Annotated in this window: 17 protein-coding genes; 10 read left to right on the plus strand and 7 right to left on the minus strand. The window is 44.8% G+C overall.

Going from position 1 to position 16,274, the window contains the following annotated elements:
• Nucleotides 1-14 precede the first annotated feature (14 nt).
• Entirely contained in the window at nucleotides 15-602 is a 588-nt protein-coding gene (gene plsY / locus F7R24_RS02680; RefSeq protein WP_151669700.1) for a glycerol-3-phosphate 1-O-acyltransferase PlsY, read from the minus strand.
• 28 nt (nucleotides 603-630) lie between these two features.
• Between plsY and folB the strand changes: the two genes are divergently transcribed.
• Both folB and folK read left to right on the plus strand, forming a co-directional pair.
• Nucleotides 631-987 carry a dihydroneopterin aldolase gene (gene folB / locus F7R24_RS02685; RefSeq protein WP_151669701.1) on the plus strand — a complete coding sequence of 119 codons (357 nt, stop codon included), beginning with the start codon at nucleotides 631-633 and terminating at the stop codon, nucleotides 985-987.
• Nucleotides 987-1,508 carry a 2-amino-4-hydroxy-6-hydroxymethyldihydropteridine diphosphokinase gene (folK, locus tag F7R24_RS02690; RefSeq protein WP_151669702.1) on the plus strand — a complete coding sequence of 174 codons (522 nt, stop codon included), beginning with the start codon at nucleotides 987-989 and terminating at the stop codon, nucleotides 1,506-1,508. Before folB ends, folK begins: the two co-directional genes overlap by 1 nt.
• A gap of 31 nt (nucleotides 1,509-1,539) precedes the next feature.
• On the opposite strand, the gene F7R24_RS02695 is transcribed toward folK, so the two are convergent.
• Genes F7R24_RS02695 through F7R24_RS02705 form a run of 3 tightly spaced genes read right to left on the minus strand, consistent with a single transcriptional unit; the run spans nucleotide 1,540 to nucleotide 3,805 of the window.
• Nucleotides 1,540-2,649: a tRNA nucleotidyltransferase/poly(A) polymerase-related protein gene (locus F7R24_RS02695; protein ID WP_151669703.1), complete on the minus strand. Its 1,110-nt coding sequence runs from the start codon at nucleotides 2,647-2,649 to the stop codon at nucleotides 1,540-1,542.
• Nucleotides 2,649-2,966 carry a thiosulfate sulfurtransferase GlpE gene (gene glpE / locus F7R24_RS02700; protein ID WP_151669704.1) on the minus strand — a complete coding sequence of 106 codons (318 nt, stop codon included), beginning with the start codon at nucleotides 2,964-2,966 and terminating at the stop codon, nucleotides 2,649-2,651. The genes F7R24_RS02695 and glpE overlap by 1 nt, the downstream gene beginning before the upstream one ends.
• An 11-nt stretch (nucleotides 2,967-2,977) precedes the next feature.
• Nucleotides 2,978-3,805 carry a symmetrical bis(5'-nucleosyl)-tetraphosphatase gene (locus F7R24_RS02705; protein ID WP_151669705.1) on the minus strand — a complete coding sequence of 276 codons (828 nt, stop codon included), beginning with the start codon at nucleotides 3,803-3,805 and terminating at the stop codon, nucleotides 2,978-2,980.
• 119 nt (nucleotides 3,806-3,924) lie between these two features.
• On the opposite strand from F7R24_RS02705, the gene msrA reads away from it, so the two are divergent.
• The gene (gene msrA, locus F7R24_RS02710) at nucleotides 3,925-4,395 is read left to right on the plus strand and encodes a peptide-methionine (S)-S-oxide reductase MsrA (protein WP_151669706.1); all 471 of its coding nucleotides are present in this window, start codon (nucleotides 3,925-3,927) and stop codon (nucleotides 4,393-4,395) included.
• Entirely contained in the window at nucleotides 4,395-5,135 is a 741-nt protein-coding gene (locus F7R24_RS02715; protein ID WP_151669707.1) for a 16S rRNA (uracil(1498)-N(3))-methyltransferase, read from the plus strand. The genes msrA and F7R24_RS02715 overlap by 1 nt, the downstream gene beginning before the upstream one ends.
• On the opposite strand, the gene F7R24_RS02720 is transcribed toward F7R24_RS02715, so the two are convergent.
• On the minus strand, nucleotides 5,128-6,603 hold the full coding sequence (locus F7R24_RS02720) for a sigma-54 interaction domain-containing protein (protein ID WP_151669708.1): 1,476 nt from the start codon (nucleotides 6,601-6,603) through the stop codon (nucleotides 5,128-5,130). The two genes, F7R24_RS02715 and F7R24_RS02720, sit on opposite strands and share 8 nt — an antisense overlap.
• A 227-nt stretch (nucleotides 6,604-6,830) precedes the next feature.
• Here F7R24_RS02720 and F7R24_RS02725 point away from each other — a divergent pair, with 227 nt between their 5' ends.
• The 6 genes from F7R24_RS02725 (at nucleotide 6,831) to F7R24_RS02750 (ending at nucleotide 14,588) form a co-directional block, all read left to right on the plus strand.
• Entirely contained in the window at nucleotides 6,831-8,777 is a 1,947-nt protein-coding gene (locus tag F7R24_RS02725) for an acetoacetate--CoA ligase (protein WP_151669709.1), read from the plus strand.
• A gap of 80 nt (nucleotides 8,778-8,857) precedes the next feature.
• Entirely contained in the window at nucleotides 8,858-9,640 is a 783-nt protein-coding gene (locus F7R24_RS02730) for a 3-hydroxybutyrate dehydrogenase (protein WP_151669710.1), read from the plus strand.
• A gap of 78 nt (nucleotides 9,641-9,718) precedes the next feature.
• Nucleotides 9,719-10,780 (plus strand): TRAP transporter substrate-binding protein, encoded by a 1,062-nt coding sequence (locus F7R24_RS02735; RefSeq protein ID WP_151669711.1) that lies wholly within the window; start codon nucleotides 9,719-9,721, stop codon nucleotides 10,778-10,780.
• Nucleotides 10,781-10,816: 36 nt separating this feature from the next.
• Nucleotides 10,817-11,434: a TRAP transporter small permease subunit gene (locus F7R24_RS02740; protein WP_151669712.1), complete on the plus strand. Its 618-nt coding sequence runs from the start codon at nucleotides 10,817-10,819 to the stop codon at nucleotides 11,432-11,434.
• Between the two features lie 43 nt (nucleotides 11,435-11,477).
• On the plus strand, nucleotides 11,478-12,839 hold the full coding sequence (locus F7R24_RS02745; RefSeq protein ID WP_240775950.1) for a TRAP transporter large permease: 1,362 nt from the start codon (nucleotides 11,478-11,480) through the stop codon (nucleotides 12,837-12,839).
• A gap of 90 nt (nucleotides 12,840-12,929) precedes the next feature.
• Entirely contained in the window at nucleotides 12,930-14,588 is a 1,659-nt protein-coding gene (locus F7R24_RS02750) for a HAMP domain-containing methyl-accepting chemotaxis protein (protein WP_151669713.1), read from the plus strand.
• Between the two features lie 51 nt (nucleotides 14,589-14,639).
• Here F7R24_RS02750 and F7R24_RS02755 read toward each other — a convergent pair whose 3' ends face one another.
• Together F7R24_RS02755 and F7R24_RS02760 are read right to left on the minus strand one after the other, a co-directional pair.
• Complete coding sequence (locus tag F7R24_RS02755; RefSeq protein ID WP_151669714.1) at nucleotides 14,640-15,500, minus strand: ion transporter; 861 nt, start codon at nucleotides 15,498-15,500, stop codon at nucleotides 14,640-14,642.
• A 157-nt stretch (nucleotides 15,501-15,657) separates the two neighbouring features.
• Complete coding sequence (locus F7R24_RS02760; protein WP_151669715.1) at nucleotides 15,658-16,095, minus strand: OsmC family protein; 438 nt, start codon at nucleotides 16,093-16,095, stop codon at nucleotides 15,658-15,660.
• Nucleotides 16,096-16,274 lie beyond the last annotated feature (179 nt).

Here is a 16,274-nt window from a genome sequence, read left to right on the forward strand (position 1 = left end):
TGCTATCTGGAAGATTAGAAGCGACTTTCTTCACCACGATACAGGCGAACAAAATTAAGTCGATGACGGGCAAGCAGTAGTAAAGAGATCAAGCAGAGAGGACTCAGTAGATCGGGTGTCATGAGCCATGCCATTAAGGGTGTGATTAACGCCATGGCAATGGAGGCTAGCGAAGAGATGCGAGTCGTCAGGGCGATGCTAAGCCAGAGGGTTAGTTGAATGAGCATTAACGGCCAGCTCAACACTGCCATACAGCCAAAAAAGGTGGCAATACCCTTGCCGCCTCGATAGGCTCCAAACATCGGGAAGAGGTGCCCAAGCACTGCTGCAAGAGCACAAAGACCGGCGATACCTGCGCTTTGGTCAGCAAATATGGCAATGCTGACTGCGATAGCGCCCTTTCCGGAATCGCCGATAAGGGTTAATAGAGCTGCCGTTCGGTTGCCGATTCTAAGTACGTTAGTGGCGCCTGGGTTACCGGAACCTTGTTGACGTGGATCAGCGATCCCCATAAAGTTGCACACCAAAAGTGCACTTGGCACTGAGCCTAGCAGATAGGCAAGGCTAATTAGCGCAGGTTCCAGTAAACTGTCGGTTAGCATAACTGGCTCACAGTGTTAGAGGTAATGAGTGGATATAGTGTACATTCGCGGACTGCAGGTTGAAACGGTTATTGGGATCTATGATTGGGAACGTACCATTCGCCAAGCACTCTGTATAGATTTGGAGATGGGTACCGATATTCGTCCAGCTGCCAGTCGTGATGATATTGACCAAACGCTCAACTATAAGGCGATTACCGATCGTTTGATCGAGTTTATTTCGCAAAGTGAGTTTTTGTTGATAGAGACTTTAGCAGAGGAAATAGCAGCCTTAGTTATGGATGAGTTTTCCGTTCCTTGGTTGCGCTTGAAGCTTGCCAAGCCCACTGCCATCCCTCAAGCGACAGAGGTGGGTGTTCTTATCGAAAGAGGAGAGGCCTTTTAATGGCTGAAGTGCTTCTCAGTTTGGGTAGTAATCAAGATCGCGAACGCTATATTTTGGCTGCATTGGATGCTTTAGCGGATCATTTTGGTGAATTACAACTCTCATCGGTCTATGAAAGCGAATCGGTTGGCTTTAATGGCAGTCCATTTTTCAACATGGTCGTGGGCGTTCACACCGATAAAACGGTTGCAGAGCTAACCCGGTTGCTGAAGCAGATTGAAGACGATAATGGGCGTCGTCGCAATTGCCCCAAGTTTAGTTCGCGAACACTGGATATCGATATTCTGACTTACGATGACCAAGTCGGTGAGGTTGATGGTGTTGTACTGCCAAGAGATGAAGTGGATAAAAACGCCTTTGTCCTCTGGCCGCTAGCTGAGTTAAAGCCTGATGCAATTCATCCTGTTCGAGGAAAAAGTTTTGCTGATCTTTGGCAGGAATATGATCAAGATCAGAAGCTATGGCCTGTCGATTTTTTTTGGCGAGATCAACAAATATCGGTACACAGTAAAGCTGGCTGATAGATTGGTTTCTGACCTCACACTTGCGTATTTAAAACTCTTCAGCCAGTGATAAATAAGCCTGTTCCATTGCATCCCCAAGTGCCTTGCCCTGTATTCCTTGTTTTGCCCAATGCGCAGCAGAGACTTGTCCCATGCGCTGTAATAATGCCGATAATTTTTTATCTAGATCTTCTGGTGCTTCTGGATGGAGTGCAAGGGTGGGTGATAATAGGCAATCAAGTCGTTCTGGTTGGCGAAGAAGCTTTAACGATTTAATCAACTTCCAGCGCGTGGATGGGGACTGCATGTCAAAGCTGGCTAATACGTTGTGCCATTGAACGAGGTCGGTGGCAGCCTGTTGAAAGCGTTTAGGGGCTTTAAGGCGTTTACAAAAAGCTTCAAGTTCAGGCTGATGGTTGGGTTGTTGAAAGGCGAGTTGACAGATCAGAGCAAAGCGCTGTTCTGAACTCGGCGATAATGCATTTAATCGTTTGATAATAGTGTTGGCATCATCCCAGTCGATCGCTTGCAATTCTGCTAGTAGTTTTTCTAAGGCATGTGATTTATCCAGGCACTGTAAAAACACCACTGGAAATTCACCTTGCAAGCTACGTTCAAATTCAGACCAGACACGTTCTGCACTTAAGTGTTCCAGCTCACCGCTGGCGCTGATCTGTTGCATCAGTGACAGCGTTTCTGGAGCAATGCTAAATCCTAAGGGGTAAAAGCGCGCCGCAAATCTGGCGACTCTTAACACTCGTAAAGGGTCTTCAGCAAAGGCTGCTGAAATATGACGCAAAACTCCTGCCTTTAAGTCTTTTTGACCTTGGTAAGGATCCACTAGCGTGCCATCGGAGCGAATCGCCATAGCATTGATGGTTAAGTCTCGCCGATACAGGTCTTCTTCAAGCGTCACAGATGGATCGGTATGAAAGGTGAAGCCTTGATAGCCGTGACCTGATTTACGCTCTGTTCGCGCTAGCGCATATTCTTCACCAGTATCTGGATTGATAAAAACAGGAAAGTCTTTGCCAACTGGGCGGTAACCTTGTTGACGCATCTGTTCTGGTGTAGCGCCCACCACGACCCAGTCGTGATCTTTTACGTCTAACCCAAGCAGTTGATCCCTAACTGCACCGCCGACAAGGCATATCTCCATTAGGATTCACAGTGCTCGGGGAATTGAATACGCCATTGCTCAAAACCACCATCTAAGCTGTAGACATCGGTAAAGCCTTGGCCAATCAAAAATCCTGCAGCCGACTGGCTGCTGATGCCGTGATAACAGCAGACGATTAATGGGTTTTGGCGGTCGGCTTGCTGCAAAAACACCGGTAAGTTGTCGTTGTTCAGGTTGTGTGCGGTTTTGATGTGACTGTGCGCAAAGCTATTGGCATCACGTATATCGACCACCGTTGCACCTTCATCAATCAAGGTGACTGCATCATTGACAGATAAATGTTTGAATTCATTCATGAATGATTTTCTCAATTAGGTTCGGGTAAGTAGGCAGGACATGGACATTGTGTGATCGCTTGGTCTTCTAAGCGCATGGCGCGCAGGTTGTAGCCCCAAACGCAACCCGTATCCAGTGCAATAAATTCCGCTTTTCCGGTTTCGCCCATCAGGGCTGCCCAATGTCCAAAAATTTGTCGACGTGGCAGAGGATAAGATCGTTTGACTTCATACCAAGGCATAAATCCTTTGGGAGCTTTGTCCGCTTCACCATTGCCGTGAAATTCTAACTGTCCGTTCGCAGTGATAAAGCGCATGCGTGTAAAATAGTTCGTAATGACGCGTAAGCGTGGCCAGCCTTCTAGATGGTTGTGCCAAATATCAGGTTTATTTCCATACATGTGGTTAAAAAATTCGCGAGCGTCATCGCTTCGTATGACTGATTCAACTTCGGCCGCACGTTTGCGAGCTTTTCCAAGAGACCAAATGTGTGGAATTCCGGCATGTGTCATCACATAGCCCAGCGAATCATCGTCCACGAGTAATGGCCGATACCTAAGCCAGTTCATCAACTCGTCTCTATCAGGCGCATTAAGAACCTGTTGCAATGTGGAATTGCGCTTGTCCTTTGTTGTGCCATAGTGGAGGGCTAATAAATGAAGATCATGGTTACCTAATACGCATTGAGCGCGATCGCCAAGGCTATTTACGAAGCGTAAGACGTCGATAGATTGACGGCCACGATTAACTAGATCGCCGGCGAACCACAACTGATCAGAATCGCTGAATTGGATCAGATCAAGCAGATGCATCAGCTCATCATAACAGCCCTGTATGTCACCAATCGCGTAAGTCGCCATAAGCCCCCTGTTTTTTGGTATAAATCATACCGTATAAATGTGTTTGAGTTCTAATCTAAATCTTTAGTTTATGTGTAGAATGTTATTTAACCTCTGTATAAATAATTAAGGTGATTAATATGGCAATCGCAACCTTTGCGGCAGGCTGTTTTTGGGGTGTTGAATTGACCTTTTCTGAGTTGGCTGGCGTGACGTCAACTGCTGTGGGTTATATGGGTGGGCATACTGATTCTCCTGATTATAAAGCTGTGTGTTCTGGGTCTACCGGTCATGCTGAAGCGGTGTGGGTAGAGTTTGATCCTGACGTAATCAGTTATGAACAACTGCTGGCTGTATTTTGGAAATGTCATAATCCCACTACGTTAAATCGTCAAGGGCCTGATGTGGGGACGCAGTATCGTTCAGCAATCTTTTGCCAAGATGACGTTCAGGCAACACTTGCACAGCAAAGTAAAGCCGAATTAGAAGCCTGTGGTGCTTTCTCATCGCCGATTGTTACCGTGATCGAGCCTGCTTTAACCTTTTGGCCTGCTGAGGAGTATCATCAGCAATATTTGAAAAAACGTGGCCAAGGGCACTGTAGTATTTAATGAATCTTATTCTTGTTGAAACACATGAGCTAAAAGGTCATGGCCCTCAGGACTCTTATAGCTCGGTAAGGCTCACGGATCGTCGAGCTGATCATATTCGTGATGTTCATAAAGCTCAGGTAGATGATCTATTAAAAGTAGGTTTACTCAATGGCTTCATTGGCCAAGGGCGCGTTATTTCGGTTGACTCAGATGCAGTAGAGTTGTTGTTGGATTTTTCCAATGCCTTTTCGGCGCCAGAGCCTCTTCCTGTGGTGCTGGTCTTGGCTTTGCCGAGACCAAAAATGCTTCGTCGAATCTTACAAGCATCGGCGAGTATGGGGGTGAAAGAGATCTGGATTATTCACTCCTATCGTGTGGATAAAAGCTACTGGTCTTCACCACTTCTAGATGAAGATCAGATGCTATTTCAGTTAAAGCTTGGATTGGAACAGGCAGGTGATACACATATGCCGACTATACACCTACGTAAGCGCTTTAAGCCTTTTGTTGAGGATGAATTGCCAGGTCTTGCTCAAGGGCGTCAGGCTTGGGTCGCTCATCCCTACGGAGCTGATACAGCGCCATCAGCGACGGATCAGCCGACCTTGGTTGCGGTAGGGCCTGAAGGTGGCTTTATTCCCTATGAAGTGGAGAAGTTAAAAGAAGCAGGACTTCAGCCGCTCACATTGGGAAGGCGTATTTTGCGTGTTGAAACGGCGATACCTGTGTTGTTGGCTCGACTTTTTCCGGTTAGTTAATTTGAAGTGTCTCTAGCTTTTGATAAAGAGAAGCGCGAGAAATCCCTAGTTTTTTAGCTGCTAATGTTCGATTACCCTGAGTGTCACTGAGTGCTTGCTGAATCGCTTGGCGTTCAGCATGCTGCATTTGCTTTTTAAGCGTGAGGTGGCTTTTAGAGGGGTGTTCTGAGTTTTGTGATGCAGAAGATGTGGATGAACTCATGGAAGAAAAATTTGCGCGGGAGTTGAGTTCCTCATTGCGAATTAAGTTGCTGGTAAAAACATCGCGAAACCCTTTGCTGCTAATTTGAGTCGCTTTCTCGTTCATAATGCAGGCTCGTTCGATAACGTTGTAAAGCTCTCGAACGTTCCCCGGCCAGTTATGTGACTGCAATAGTTGAAGTGCATCTTCTGTCAATTCTTTAGTGGCGACACCTAAGCGTTCACAGCACTCATCAATGATACGTTCACTGAGTAGTTCAATATCTTCCATTCGATCACGTAAAGAAGGGAGGTGGATCGGCATGGCGCTGAGTCGATAATACAAGTCGGCACGAAACTCGCCGATAGAAACCATGGTCAGAAGATCACGACTGGTGGCGGCGACGATTCGTACATTGGTTTTTTGCACGACGTTAGAGCCTACCTTTTCAAACTCTTTTTCTTGAAGTACCCGCAGTAATTTCGATTGCACGGTCAGCGGCATATCACCGATTTCATCCAAAAATAGCGTGCCGTCTTGCGCGATTTCAATTTTACCCGGGCGTCCCTCTTTTTTGGCTCCAGTAAATGCACCGGGTGCAACACCAAAAAACTCTGCTTCAATTAAGGTATCGGGAATTGCAGCGACGTTGATAGAAACGAAAGGTTTGTCGGCGCGATCAGACAAGTTATGCAGAGCATGAGCAAAGAGCTCTTTTCCGGTTCCCGTTTCGCCGGTTAGTAGTACCGAAATATCGAATCGAGCAGCTTGGCGTATTTGATGTTTAACGTTTCTAAGCGCTTCGCTTTGACCGGCAATTTGTGACAATTGATAGCGAGAGCTACGCTCATTTTGGTAATGTTTAGAATTGCGAATTTCGCTTTGTAATCGATTGTATTTCGCTAGAAGAGGTTTTGCTGTGCTTGGGCTGTCCGTAGCAACAAAGGCGAAAGCGCCTTCTATCTCTTTGTTTTCATTTAATAAGGGTACGGCACTGACGAGTACCCATTGATTGCGAATGTAGAGTACATCCAGTAACACGGGTTTGCCGCTAGCGATGACCTGTGGCAGGTAGCTGTTTGGAATAATCTCAGTGATATGTTTGCCAACAGGGCTTTCGCTCAATCCTAAAAACTGACAATAGCTGTCGCTCATCCATGTCAAAATGCCGTGCTTATCAGCAGCAATCGTGTGTTCATAAAAGTCATCGAATGAATGCTGTAAGAATTTCAGAATTCGAGTTTTCAGAATGCGTGTGTCAACGGCTCTGGTTTTGCTGTCTGTCATCATTACTTATCTTTATAGTTGTCTAGATTTACATACAGATGTTGTCTTGAATACTAGACATTCTGTCTATTCTTGTAAACAGATTGAGACGACTAAAAACAAGGTTTCGTGCCTTTAACCCTAAGCAATGGGCGATTTCCAAAGTTGGCACGCATTCTGCTTTACAGGTATCAATAAAGTTACAGACGTCATTACGTTTTAACACACGATAATAATAAGGAACATCTATGCAAACCCCTCTGTGGACACCATCGACAGATCGTATTCATTCCTCGCATGTTTGGTCTTTCATGCAATCGGTAAACCAACACTATGGCACAGATTTACAAAATTATGCTGATCTCTGGCAGTGGAGTGTTGATCACTTAGAAGACTTTTGGAGTCACTTTTGGGATTTTGCTGAGATTAAATCATCCAATAAGGGTGATAGGGTCTTAGCAAACGGCGATCGCATGCCTGGCGCAACTTGGTTTCCTGATGCTCAATTAAACTTTGCTGAAAATCTGCTTAAATTTCGTGACGATAAAGTCGCGCTAGTTTTTCGTGGTGAAACTGAGTTTCGACAAAGCTTAACCTATGCTGAGCTTTACCGGAAAGTGGCTAGCTTAGCCAGTGCTTTGCGTAACCAGGGTGTAGTCAAAGGCGATATTGTAGCCGGTTTTGTTCCTAACTTACCTGAAACCATTATTGCCATGCTAGCGACCACGTCGATAGGCGCGGTATGGACCTCTTGTTCGCCGGACTTTGGTATTAATGGGGTATTGGATCGTTTTGGTCAGGTGAAACCCAAAGTATTGTTCACTGCTGATGGATACATTTATAACGGTAAGAAGAATAACTCCATTGAGCGTGTTGCCGGTATTGCTTCTCAGTTAGACAGTGTTGAGCGTATCGTTGTGATTCCCTACCTAGAGCAAAATCCTGATATCAGTTCATTACCTCAAGCGGTTTTATTGACTGATTATGTAGATCATTCAGCACAAGAAATAGAGTTTGAGCAGGTTTCTTTTGATCATCCTCTATATGTCATGTATTCATCCGGTACAACAGGTGTTCCTAAGTGTATTTTGCACAGTGTTGGCGGTACCTTGATCCAACAGCTCAAAGAGTTAGTGTTGCATACCGATATTGGTCGTGATGACAGTTTCTTTTACTACACTACTTGCGGTTGGATGATGTGGAACTGGATGGTGACCGGTCTAGCAACTGGCTGTAAAGTGGTGTTGTTTGATGGCTCTCCTTTTGCTCCTCGACCCTCGGTGCTTTGGAAAGTAGCAGAAGAAGAGCAAATCAGTGTCTTCGGGACCAGTGCAAAATATTTGGCTGCCCTAGAAAAAGCAGGGGTCAAACCCGGTCGTGATTTTGACCTGCGTCCCTTAAAAGCGATCTTGTCGACAGGTTCGCCTCTGTCTCATGAAAGTTTCCTTTATGTCTATCGTGAGATAAAGCATGACCTACAGCTTTCTTCTATCTCCGGTGGTACCGATATTGTTTCCTGCTTCGCGTTAGGATCGCCTATTTTGCCCGTTTGGGAAGGTGAGCTTCAGTGTCGTGGATTGGGTATGGCTGTTGATATTTTCAATGACGATGGCCAATCGCTGCTCCAACAAAAAGGTGAGTTAGTGTGTACCAAGCCTTTTCCGAGTATGCCTATCGGTTTTTGGAATGATCCCGACAATAGCCGTTTCCATGATGCTTATTTTGCCCAATTTGACAATCTTTGGGCGCATGGCGATTACGGCGAAATTACTGAACACGACGGCATTATTATTCATGGTCGTTCTGATGCGGTTCTTAATCCCGGTGGTATTCGTATTGGTACCGCTGAAATCTATCGTCAGGTAGAAAAGGTTGACACTGTTTTAGAAAGTTTGTGTATCGGTCAACCGTGGAAAGACGATGTTCGTGTGGTGTTGTTTGTACGCTTAAAACCTGACGTGACCCTTGATGACGCTTTGCAGGATGAAATACGTCAAACCATTCGTGCGAATACTACACCACGACATGTTCCAGCAGTGATCATCCAAGTTGAGGATATCCCTCGTACCATTAGCGGTAAAATTGTAGAACTCGCTGTTAGAAAAGTGGTGTTAGGTGAGGAGGTCAAAAACAAAGATGCTTTGGCGAACCCAGAAGCGTTGGAGTTGTTTAGGGACCTACCGCAGCTTAGATAAGCAGATCAGATAAGCACATTATTAAAAGCGTTAATAACATACTAATTTGCTAGAACAACAAAAATAACAGGACAGCAGCGATGAATCGGATAAAACGCGCACTGATTACAGGCTCTACCAGTGGTATTGGCTTAGCGATCGCGCATCAGCTAGCCGTATCAGGCATAGACCTTGTTTTACATGGACTGGAATCTACAACTGAGGGCGATTCACTCGCTGAAGCCTTTCGTAAACAGCATGGTGTTGAAGCCATCTATGTTCAGGCAGATGTCAGTCAGGCTGAAAATATTGAAAAAATGATGTCCCAGATTACAGAGCAAGTGGGTCCCATTACCATTTTAGTGAATAACGCTGGTATTCAGCACACTGCGTCTGTTGATACCTTTCCACCTGAAAAGTGGGATAAAATCATCGCAATCAATCTGTCTGCAGCTTTCCATACCTCTCGCTTGACGATACCGGCGATGGTAGAGCAAGGATGGGGGCGCATTATCAATATATCTTCTGTTCATGGTTTAGTCGGCTCTGTCAATAAATCCGCCTACGTTGCTGCTAAGCATGGTTTGGTGGGCATGACTAAAGTAACCGCATTGGAATTAGCGGCCAAAGGTGTGACAGCAAATTGTATCTGTCCTGGCTGGACAGACACGCCATTACTTGTTGAACAATTTAAAGCCTATGCTCAACAAAATAATACTGGCTATGAGGAAGCAAAGCAGGGCTTAATCAAAGCCAAAGCGCCTTATCCAGATTTCGTTTCGCCTGCTGATATAGGTCAGTTGGCTGTCTTTTTATGTTCCGATGCGGCTAAAGCCATTACCGGAACCTCAATGCCGATAGACGGAGGTTGGACCGCACACTAAAACCCCAATAACTAAACCCTAATAACTACAAACGCTGAAAAACCTACTATATAAAACTAACAAAAAGGTAAAAAAAGCATGAAAAAGTCTATTCTTGCAACCGCTGTTACTCTCTCTCTAGTAACTTCTACTGCCGTTATGGCAGATTTTGATCGAGTACGTTGGCAGGTGCCGATGGGATTCCCATCTACCTTGACAGCCTTAGGCGATACCATGCCTGAAGTGGCGCGTATGATCAGTGAAATGAGTGGTGGACGGGTTACGCTGCAAACGTTTGAACCAGGTGCGTTAATTCCTGCATTAGGTGCATTTGAAAACGTCAGTGCGGGTAACGTACCAGCAGCTTATTCATGGATGGGTTATGAGTGGGGACAGTTGCCAGTATCCGCTCTATTTGGTGCGACACCTTTTGGTTTGGAATCTCAAGAGTTTCTGGCTTGGATGTACCATCACGGTGGTGATGAGTTACTAAAAGAAGCCTTTGCTCCGCACAATGTTTATCCCATCCTTTGCGGTACGATCAGCCCTGAAGCGGCAGGCTGGTTCCGTCAAGAAATGACGTCACTGGATCAATTCCAAGGTCTTAAATTCCGTGCGGCTGGTGTCGGTGGTGAGATTATGGCGGAATTTGGTATGTCCGTAACCTTATTACCAGGTGGTGAGCTTTATCAGGCGCTGGAAACGGGTGTGTTGGACGGAACAGAATTCTCATTACCAACCGTTGATGAGCAATTAGGCTTCTTCCAAGTCGCTAAACACTACTATCTACCAGGTTGGCATCAGCCATCAACGAACCAATTCCTTTACGTCAATATGGATGAGTGGAATCGCTTAAACGATCAAACGAAAGCACTGATTGAAAACGCCTGTATGGCTGGTAATGCGATGGCATTAGCTAAAGCTGAAGCATTGCAGGGTGCTGTGCTAAAACGCTTCGAAGAAAATGGAGTTCAACTTCATCAATACCCTGAAGATATTTTGAAAGCGTTTGAAGAAGCTACGGATCGTGTCATGGCGCGTCGTTCTGAAACTGATCCTATGTTTGGCAAAGTGTATGCGTCAATGAAAGCCTTCCAAGAAGAGCATCGTCCATGGAAAAACTTAGGTTACTTACCACGTAACTGGGGCGTAGAAGACTGATAAACAAGATCCTCTGACTTAAAAGGCGATATTCACATGGCTGAATATAAAATTGATCTTGATAAAGTCGAGGAGGCGGTCGCTCACAAAGCGGCCGTCGTTTATCCTCGCACTCTTGTATCCGATATATTGGAAGGTATCGTTGAATTCTTTGGGCGTTATTCCTCGCTTATCTGGATTTTTCTGATGCTGTTGATCGTCGGGAACGTTCTATTACGCTACATTATTGGCACTAATTACATTGCTCTTGAAGAACTCCAGTGGCATTTATTTGCGGTGGGTTTCATGTTGGCTCTGTCTTACTGCGTTTTACATGATGGCCATGTTCGGGTGGATGTCTGGGCCGAACATTTTCATCCTAAAACGCGTGCTGTGATTGAAATCATCGGCATCTTAGTCCTGTTCTTGCCGTTTTGTTATTTGATCCTAACTTATGCTTACCCTTTCGTTGAAAGGTCTTACAGAATCAATGAAATCTCTGCTGCACCGGGTGGTTTGCCAATGCGTTGGCTCATTAAATCCGTCATATTATTAGCCTTTGGTCTTTTATTTATGGCGGGTTTAGCGAGATTAATTCGTGCATTTGCGTTTTTAACAGGGTTTCCAGCGGCTAGAAAATTAGATTCAACTGATAACAATAATAGATCTGCCTGATCGATAACTTATTATCGGTTGGCTTGCGCAAGAGGGTGTCTCTGTGTTCGAAACCAATGAATTAATCGTTATAGCAATGCTTAGCAGTTTTATACTGTTAATCTTTTCCGGTTATCCGGTTGCTTGGATTTTAGCGGGTATATCCGTGCTATTTAGTGTGGGCTCCATTTTGGCCTATCAATGGTTTGATGTGGATACCTACTTTTTAACAGATTGGCGTATTTTTGGCGTCATGGTGCAGCGAATCTATGCCCAGATGACGAACTGGGTACTGGTGGCCTTGCCCATGTTCATATTTATGGGGCTAATGCTGGAACGCTCCGGCGTCGCCGAGAAGTTGATGCAAAACTTCGTTGACCTCTTTGGACGTTTCAGAGGTGGCTTAGGTGTTGCTGTTATCACGATTGGTATTCTGCTTGCCGCTTCTACCGGTATTGTTGGTGCATCAGTAGTCTTATTAGCCATGCTGTCGATCCCAACCATGCTAGAGCAAAAGTATTCACCTGCGTTTGCCAGTGGTATTGTCGCATCAGCCGGTACGTTGGGGATCATCATACCGCCAAGTATTATGCTAATCATCATGGCAGATCAGCTTTCTTTAGCGGTGGGTGATCTGTTCATGGGTGCGTTAATACCGGGTGTGATGTTGGGCTTGCTCTACATTGCATACGTAGTAATCGCATCAATTATGTTTCCGTCGCTATCCCAGCCACGTAAAGATCTTCCACCGATTACGTTTAAAATGATTCTGTCTACATTAGCTGCGGTCGTTCCTTCGTTGGGCCTAATACTGGCAGTGTTGGGGTCGATATTCTTAGGTATTGCAACGCCAACAGAAGCTGCAGGTGTGGGAGCCTTGGGTGCAACGGTTCTAGCGGCAATGAATGGTCGATTGAATATGGCTGTTCTTAAAGATGTGAGTATCAAAACCAGTTTAACCACTGCGTTTGTATTCGGTATTTTCCTAGGTGCAACGGCTTTTGCAGTAGTGATGCGTTCATTAGGTGGTGATGAGTTCATTGGTGGTTTGTTGAAGGCAATTCCACTCTCTCCAGAGGGTATTGTTATTGTCATACTATTAATTACCTTTGTGGCTGGTTTCTTCCTGGATTGGTTAGAAATTAGTTTGATTTTGTTACCGCTAGTAGGTCCTGTCGTTGCTGCGCTGGGGTTTGATTTGACGTGGTTCGTAGTGTTGTTTGCTTTAGCACTACAAACGTCATTCTTAACACCGCCCGTTGGCTTCTCTCTCTTTTATTTAAAAGGGGTCGTGCCACCATCCATTAAAACAACAGATATCTATAAAGGTGTTATTCCTTTTATCATGATTCAATTGCTGGCTGTCGCGATGGTCTTCTACTGGAAAGACCTAGTGCTTTGGTTGCCAGGAGTACGTTACGGATAATTGTTGAACTATTCAGGCATCAATTAGGTAGAAATTGTTTTATAATTTCCGAAATATAAAACAACTAATTTACCTGATTGGTGCCTCTCCATGTTGATGAATCTCAATGCAGTTAAGAATCAGATGCGTTTTCTGGTTCTCATTTTTATGGTAGTTGTTGCTGGATTAATCACTTTTACTTTATACGGATTTAATTACAAAGCTTTCCAATTCGCAGACAACTACGAACGCCGTATGGTTCCTTTATATGAGGTTGAACGTATTGGCGGTTTAATGGAGCAGATTCGAACAGAATTACTCTTATCTATTCAGCATAATCCATCCGGTCAGTTTTCTGACATGCATGATCATCCGACTTCCCTTCATCTTGAACGTATTCAAGTCAATATTAATGAAATTGAAAGCTTATGGACTCATTTCATGTCGGTTCGTCATGGTGAAGAAGCAGATAGATTGTCAAGGCAGTTTGAAACCGCTTATCAGCGTTACCTGAATGACGCGGTACGTCCCACACTTAATTTCTTTAACCAAGGACAATATGTTCAAGCCAATCTTCACATTTTACGTTTTGTAAATCCTATGTATGTGCAAGCTGATTTGGCTCGAGAGGCGCTCAGTGATCGTAAACTCAGAGGTGCACAAGAAGCTCGGGCTGCGATGGATGAATTATCATCTAGACTGGTAATACAGTTAACATTATTAAGTGTGGTGGGTATCGGGTTAGTACTGATTATTGCTTGGCGTGTCATTAATCGATTTAAGAGCGGCACTGCGGGGTTGGATTCTATTGCAGATCAGTTAGCGCAAGGTGATTTTCGTGAAACAGCTGTTGCACATCAAACAGCCAAAGATGAGTTTGGTGATATTATTCGCCGTTTTATTGCGACTCGCTCGCAATTAAACAAAATGACTCGTCAAATAGGTGAATCCGGTAACTCGCTGGCGCAATTGGCAGAGCAAGGGTCGGTGGTAGCAGAGCAAGCGAGTCGTGGTATTCAAAAACAGCGTGCAGAAACCGATATGGTTGCGACCGCTATGTATGAGATGAATGCTACGGTTCATGATGTTGCTAAAAATACTGCTAGTGCAGCGAGTAGCGCTAACTTGGCTGATCAAAAAGCGCGTGAAGGCAAAAGGGTCGTTTCCAGTAGTTCTCAGGGTATGGAGCAACTGTCAACAGAGGTTGAATCAGCCGCTCAAGTGATACAAGATCTTGCAGAAGATGCCCGTAAAATTGGTTCAGTAGTGGATGTTATTCGGGGCATTGCAGAGCAAACCAACTTGCTAGCTTTGAATGCTGCTATTGAAGCGGCGCGTGCGGGTGAACAAGGGCGTGGCTTCGCGGTGGTGGCAGATGAAGTCCGTTCATTAGCTAGTCGTACACAAGCCTCTACCAGCGAAATTCAAGCCATGGTATCTCATCTGCAAGAGTCCGCAGTTAATGCGACAGAGGTCATGAATCGTGGCCAAGATAAAGCCAAAGAAGGTGTTCAGCATGCGGTGAAAGCCAGTGAGGCGCTTGAAGAAATCATGGCAGCGATTACCGCAATTAATGATATGAACACGCAAATCGCCAGTGCGGCTGAAGAACAAAGCTCAGTCGCCGACGAGATGAACGAGAACCTCAATCGCATTAATATGGCGGCTGATGAAACCTCACAAGCTTCTGAATTGACAGCTGAATCGAGCCGACGTATTGCAGAGCATGCGGATCAGTTGAAATTGATTGTGGGACGATTGAAGTTTTAGAAATAAAGACAGAGTGCAGCTGTTTTAGCTGCACTCTATTGAGTTGTCCTTCTAAGCATCAGTGTTCGGATCTTTATTAGGCACCTTAGTCGATGTTTCAATCATCGCTTCCATTCGATTTAGCTGCTCTGACATCATCACCATTTGCTCACGCATCCAATGAATCTCGGCCACTTCACCTTCACCTGATTCTAGCTGTTCTGCGGCGCTCTCTTTCTGCATGACATCTAACACAATACCGATCATCATGTTCAAAAAGATAAAAGCATTTAAGAAGATAAAGGTCAGGAAGAATATCCAACTGTAAGGGTATTGCTCCATGGTTGGATAGAGTACTGCTGTCGCCCAGCTTTCAAATGTGGCCACTTGGAAAAGTGTCAGCATCGCTAAAGAGATATTGCCCCAGAGCTTTTCATCGACGCTTTCAAACAAGAAACTACCAACGGCTGCATAGATATAGAAGATGATAAACATCAGCAGAGCAACGTAGCCCATTCGTGGTATGGATTTTATTAAGGCGGCTAGCAGCATACGAAGTTCTGGAATCATCGAGACTAAACGCAGTACGCGGAAAATACGCAGAAGACGTGCAATCAAAACCATTTCAGAATCGTCTATCGGGATAAGGCTTGCCGTTACGATCAGAAAGTCGAATATATTCCAACCTTTCTTGAAAAAGTCGAGCGTACGCTTTTCAGCAGCGAGGCGTATACAGATTTCAAACAGGAAGAACAGCGTAATGCCCAGATCTAACCAGCGCATGACGATATCAAAGCGAGACGTTTCTTCGTAGGTCTTGGCACCGATCAGCAAGGCAGAAGCGATGATGACAAAGATGACAAATGTTTCAAAAATCTTGTTGGCACGCAATCGCTCAAGTCGATCTTGTAGGCGACCCCAATAGATTTTCATGATTTACTTCACTCCGCATTAACAACATCAAATTTTAGGACGGTTATTATCACTGATTCCTATCATCAGCAAAAGCGGAGTGAAGTCAGTTTTTTGTTTCATGGATTAGGCTTTTATTTACATGTGTAAGTATTAAATCAAAGCTAATCCATCATAATTAAACTAAGCTATGAACAACCTCAGTTTCTAGGCGAGTGTTGTCATGCAGAGGGCAGCGATGGCAGACTTCATCAAGAAAAGCTTTCTTTTCCTCATCCGTCATGTCTGCATCAATTTCTGCCAGAATACGAATTTGTTGGAAGCCCGTACGATCTTCGCTTGGTTTGCCCAGTAAACCAGCCGGATTGTAATCACCTTCAACTGAAATTTTCATTCCGCGTAGGTCAATTTTTTTCTGCATCGCGGCGATACGACCGATAGTGCCGATGCATCCAGCGACTGAAAACAGAAAGTATTCGAGGGGCGTTGGACCTAGACCCGTCCCGCGTGCAGCAACAGGCTGGTCGATGATGACTTTGTGTTCACCCAGTTGTGCGCTTACAGCAAAGCCTTCGTTCAATTCGGCTTGAACACTCATCGTTTTGGTTTGGCTCATTTAAATCTCCTAGTAGATGCTGACAGATCAATTCAATCATGATTAAAAATAGCTAAGATTGACAGGATATGTCATTGAAGGCTCATTAAAACACTTCATAATTAAGGGATAATACTTATGCAGTATATTACAGGATTTTCTAATGAAAGTGACAGGGCTATTCATACGAGCAAGATTTT

The organism is Nitrincola schmidtii, assembly GCF_008973715.1.
Classification (GTDB): Bacteria; Pseudomonadota; Gammaproteobacteria; order Pseudomonadales; family Balneatricaceae; genus Nitrincola; species Nitrincola schmidtii.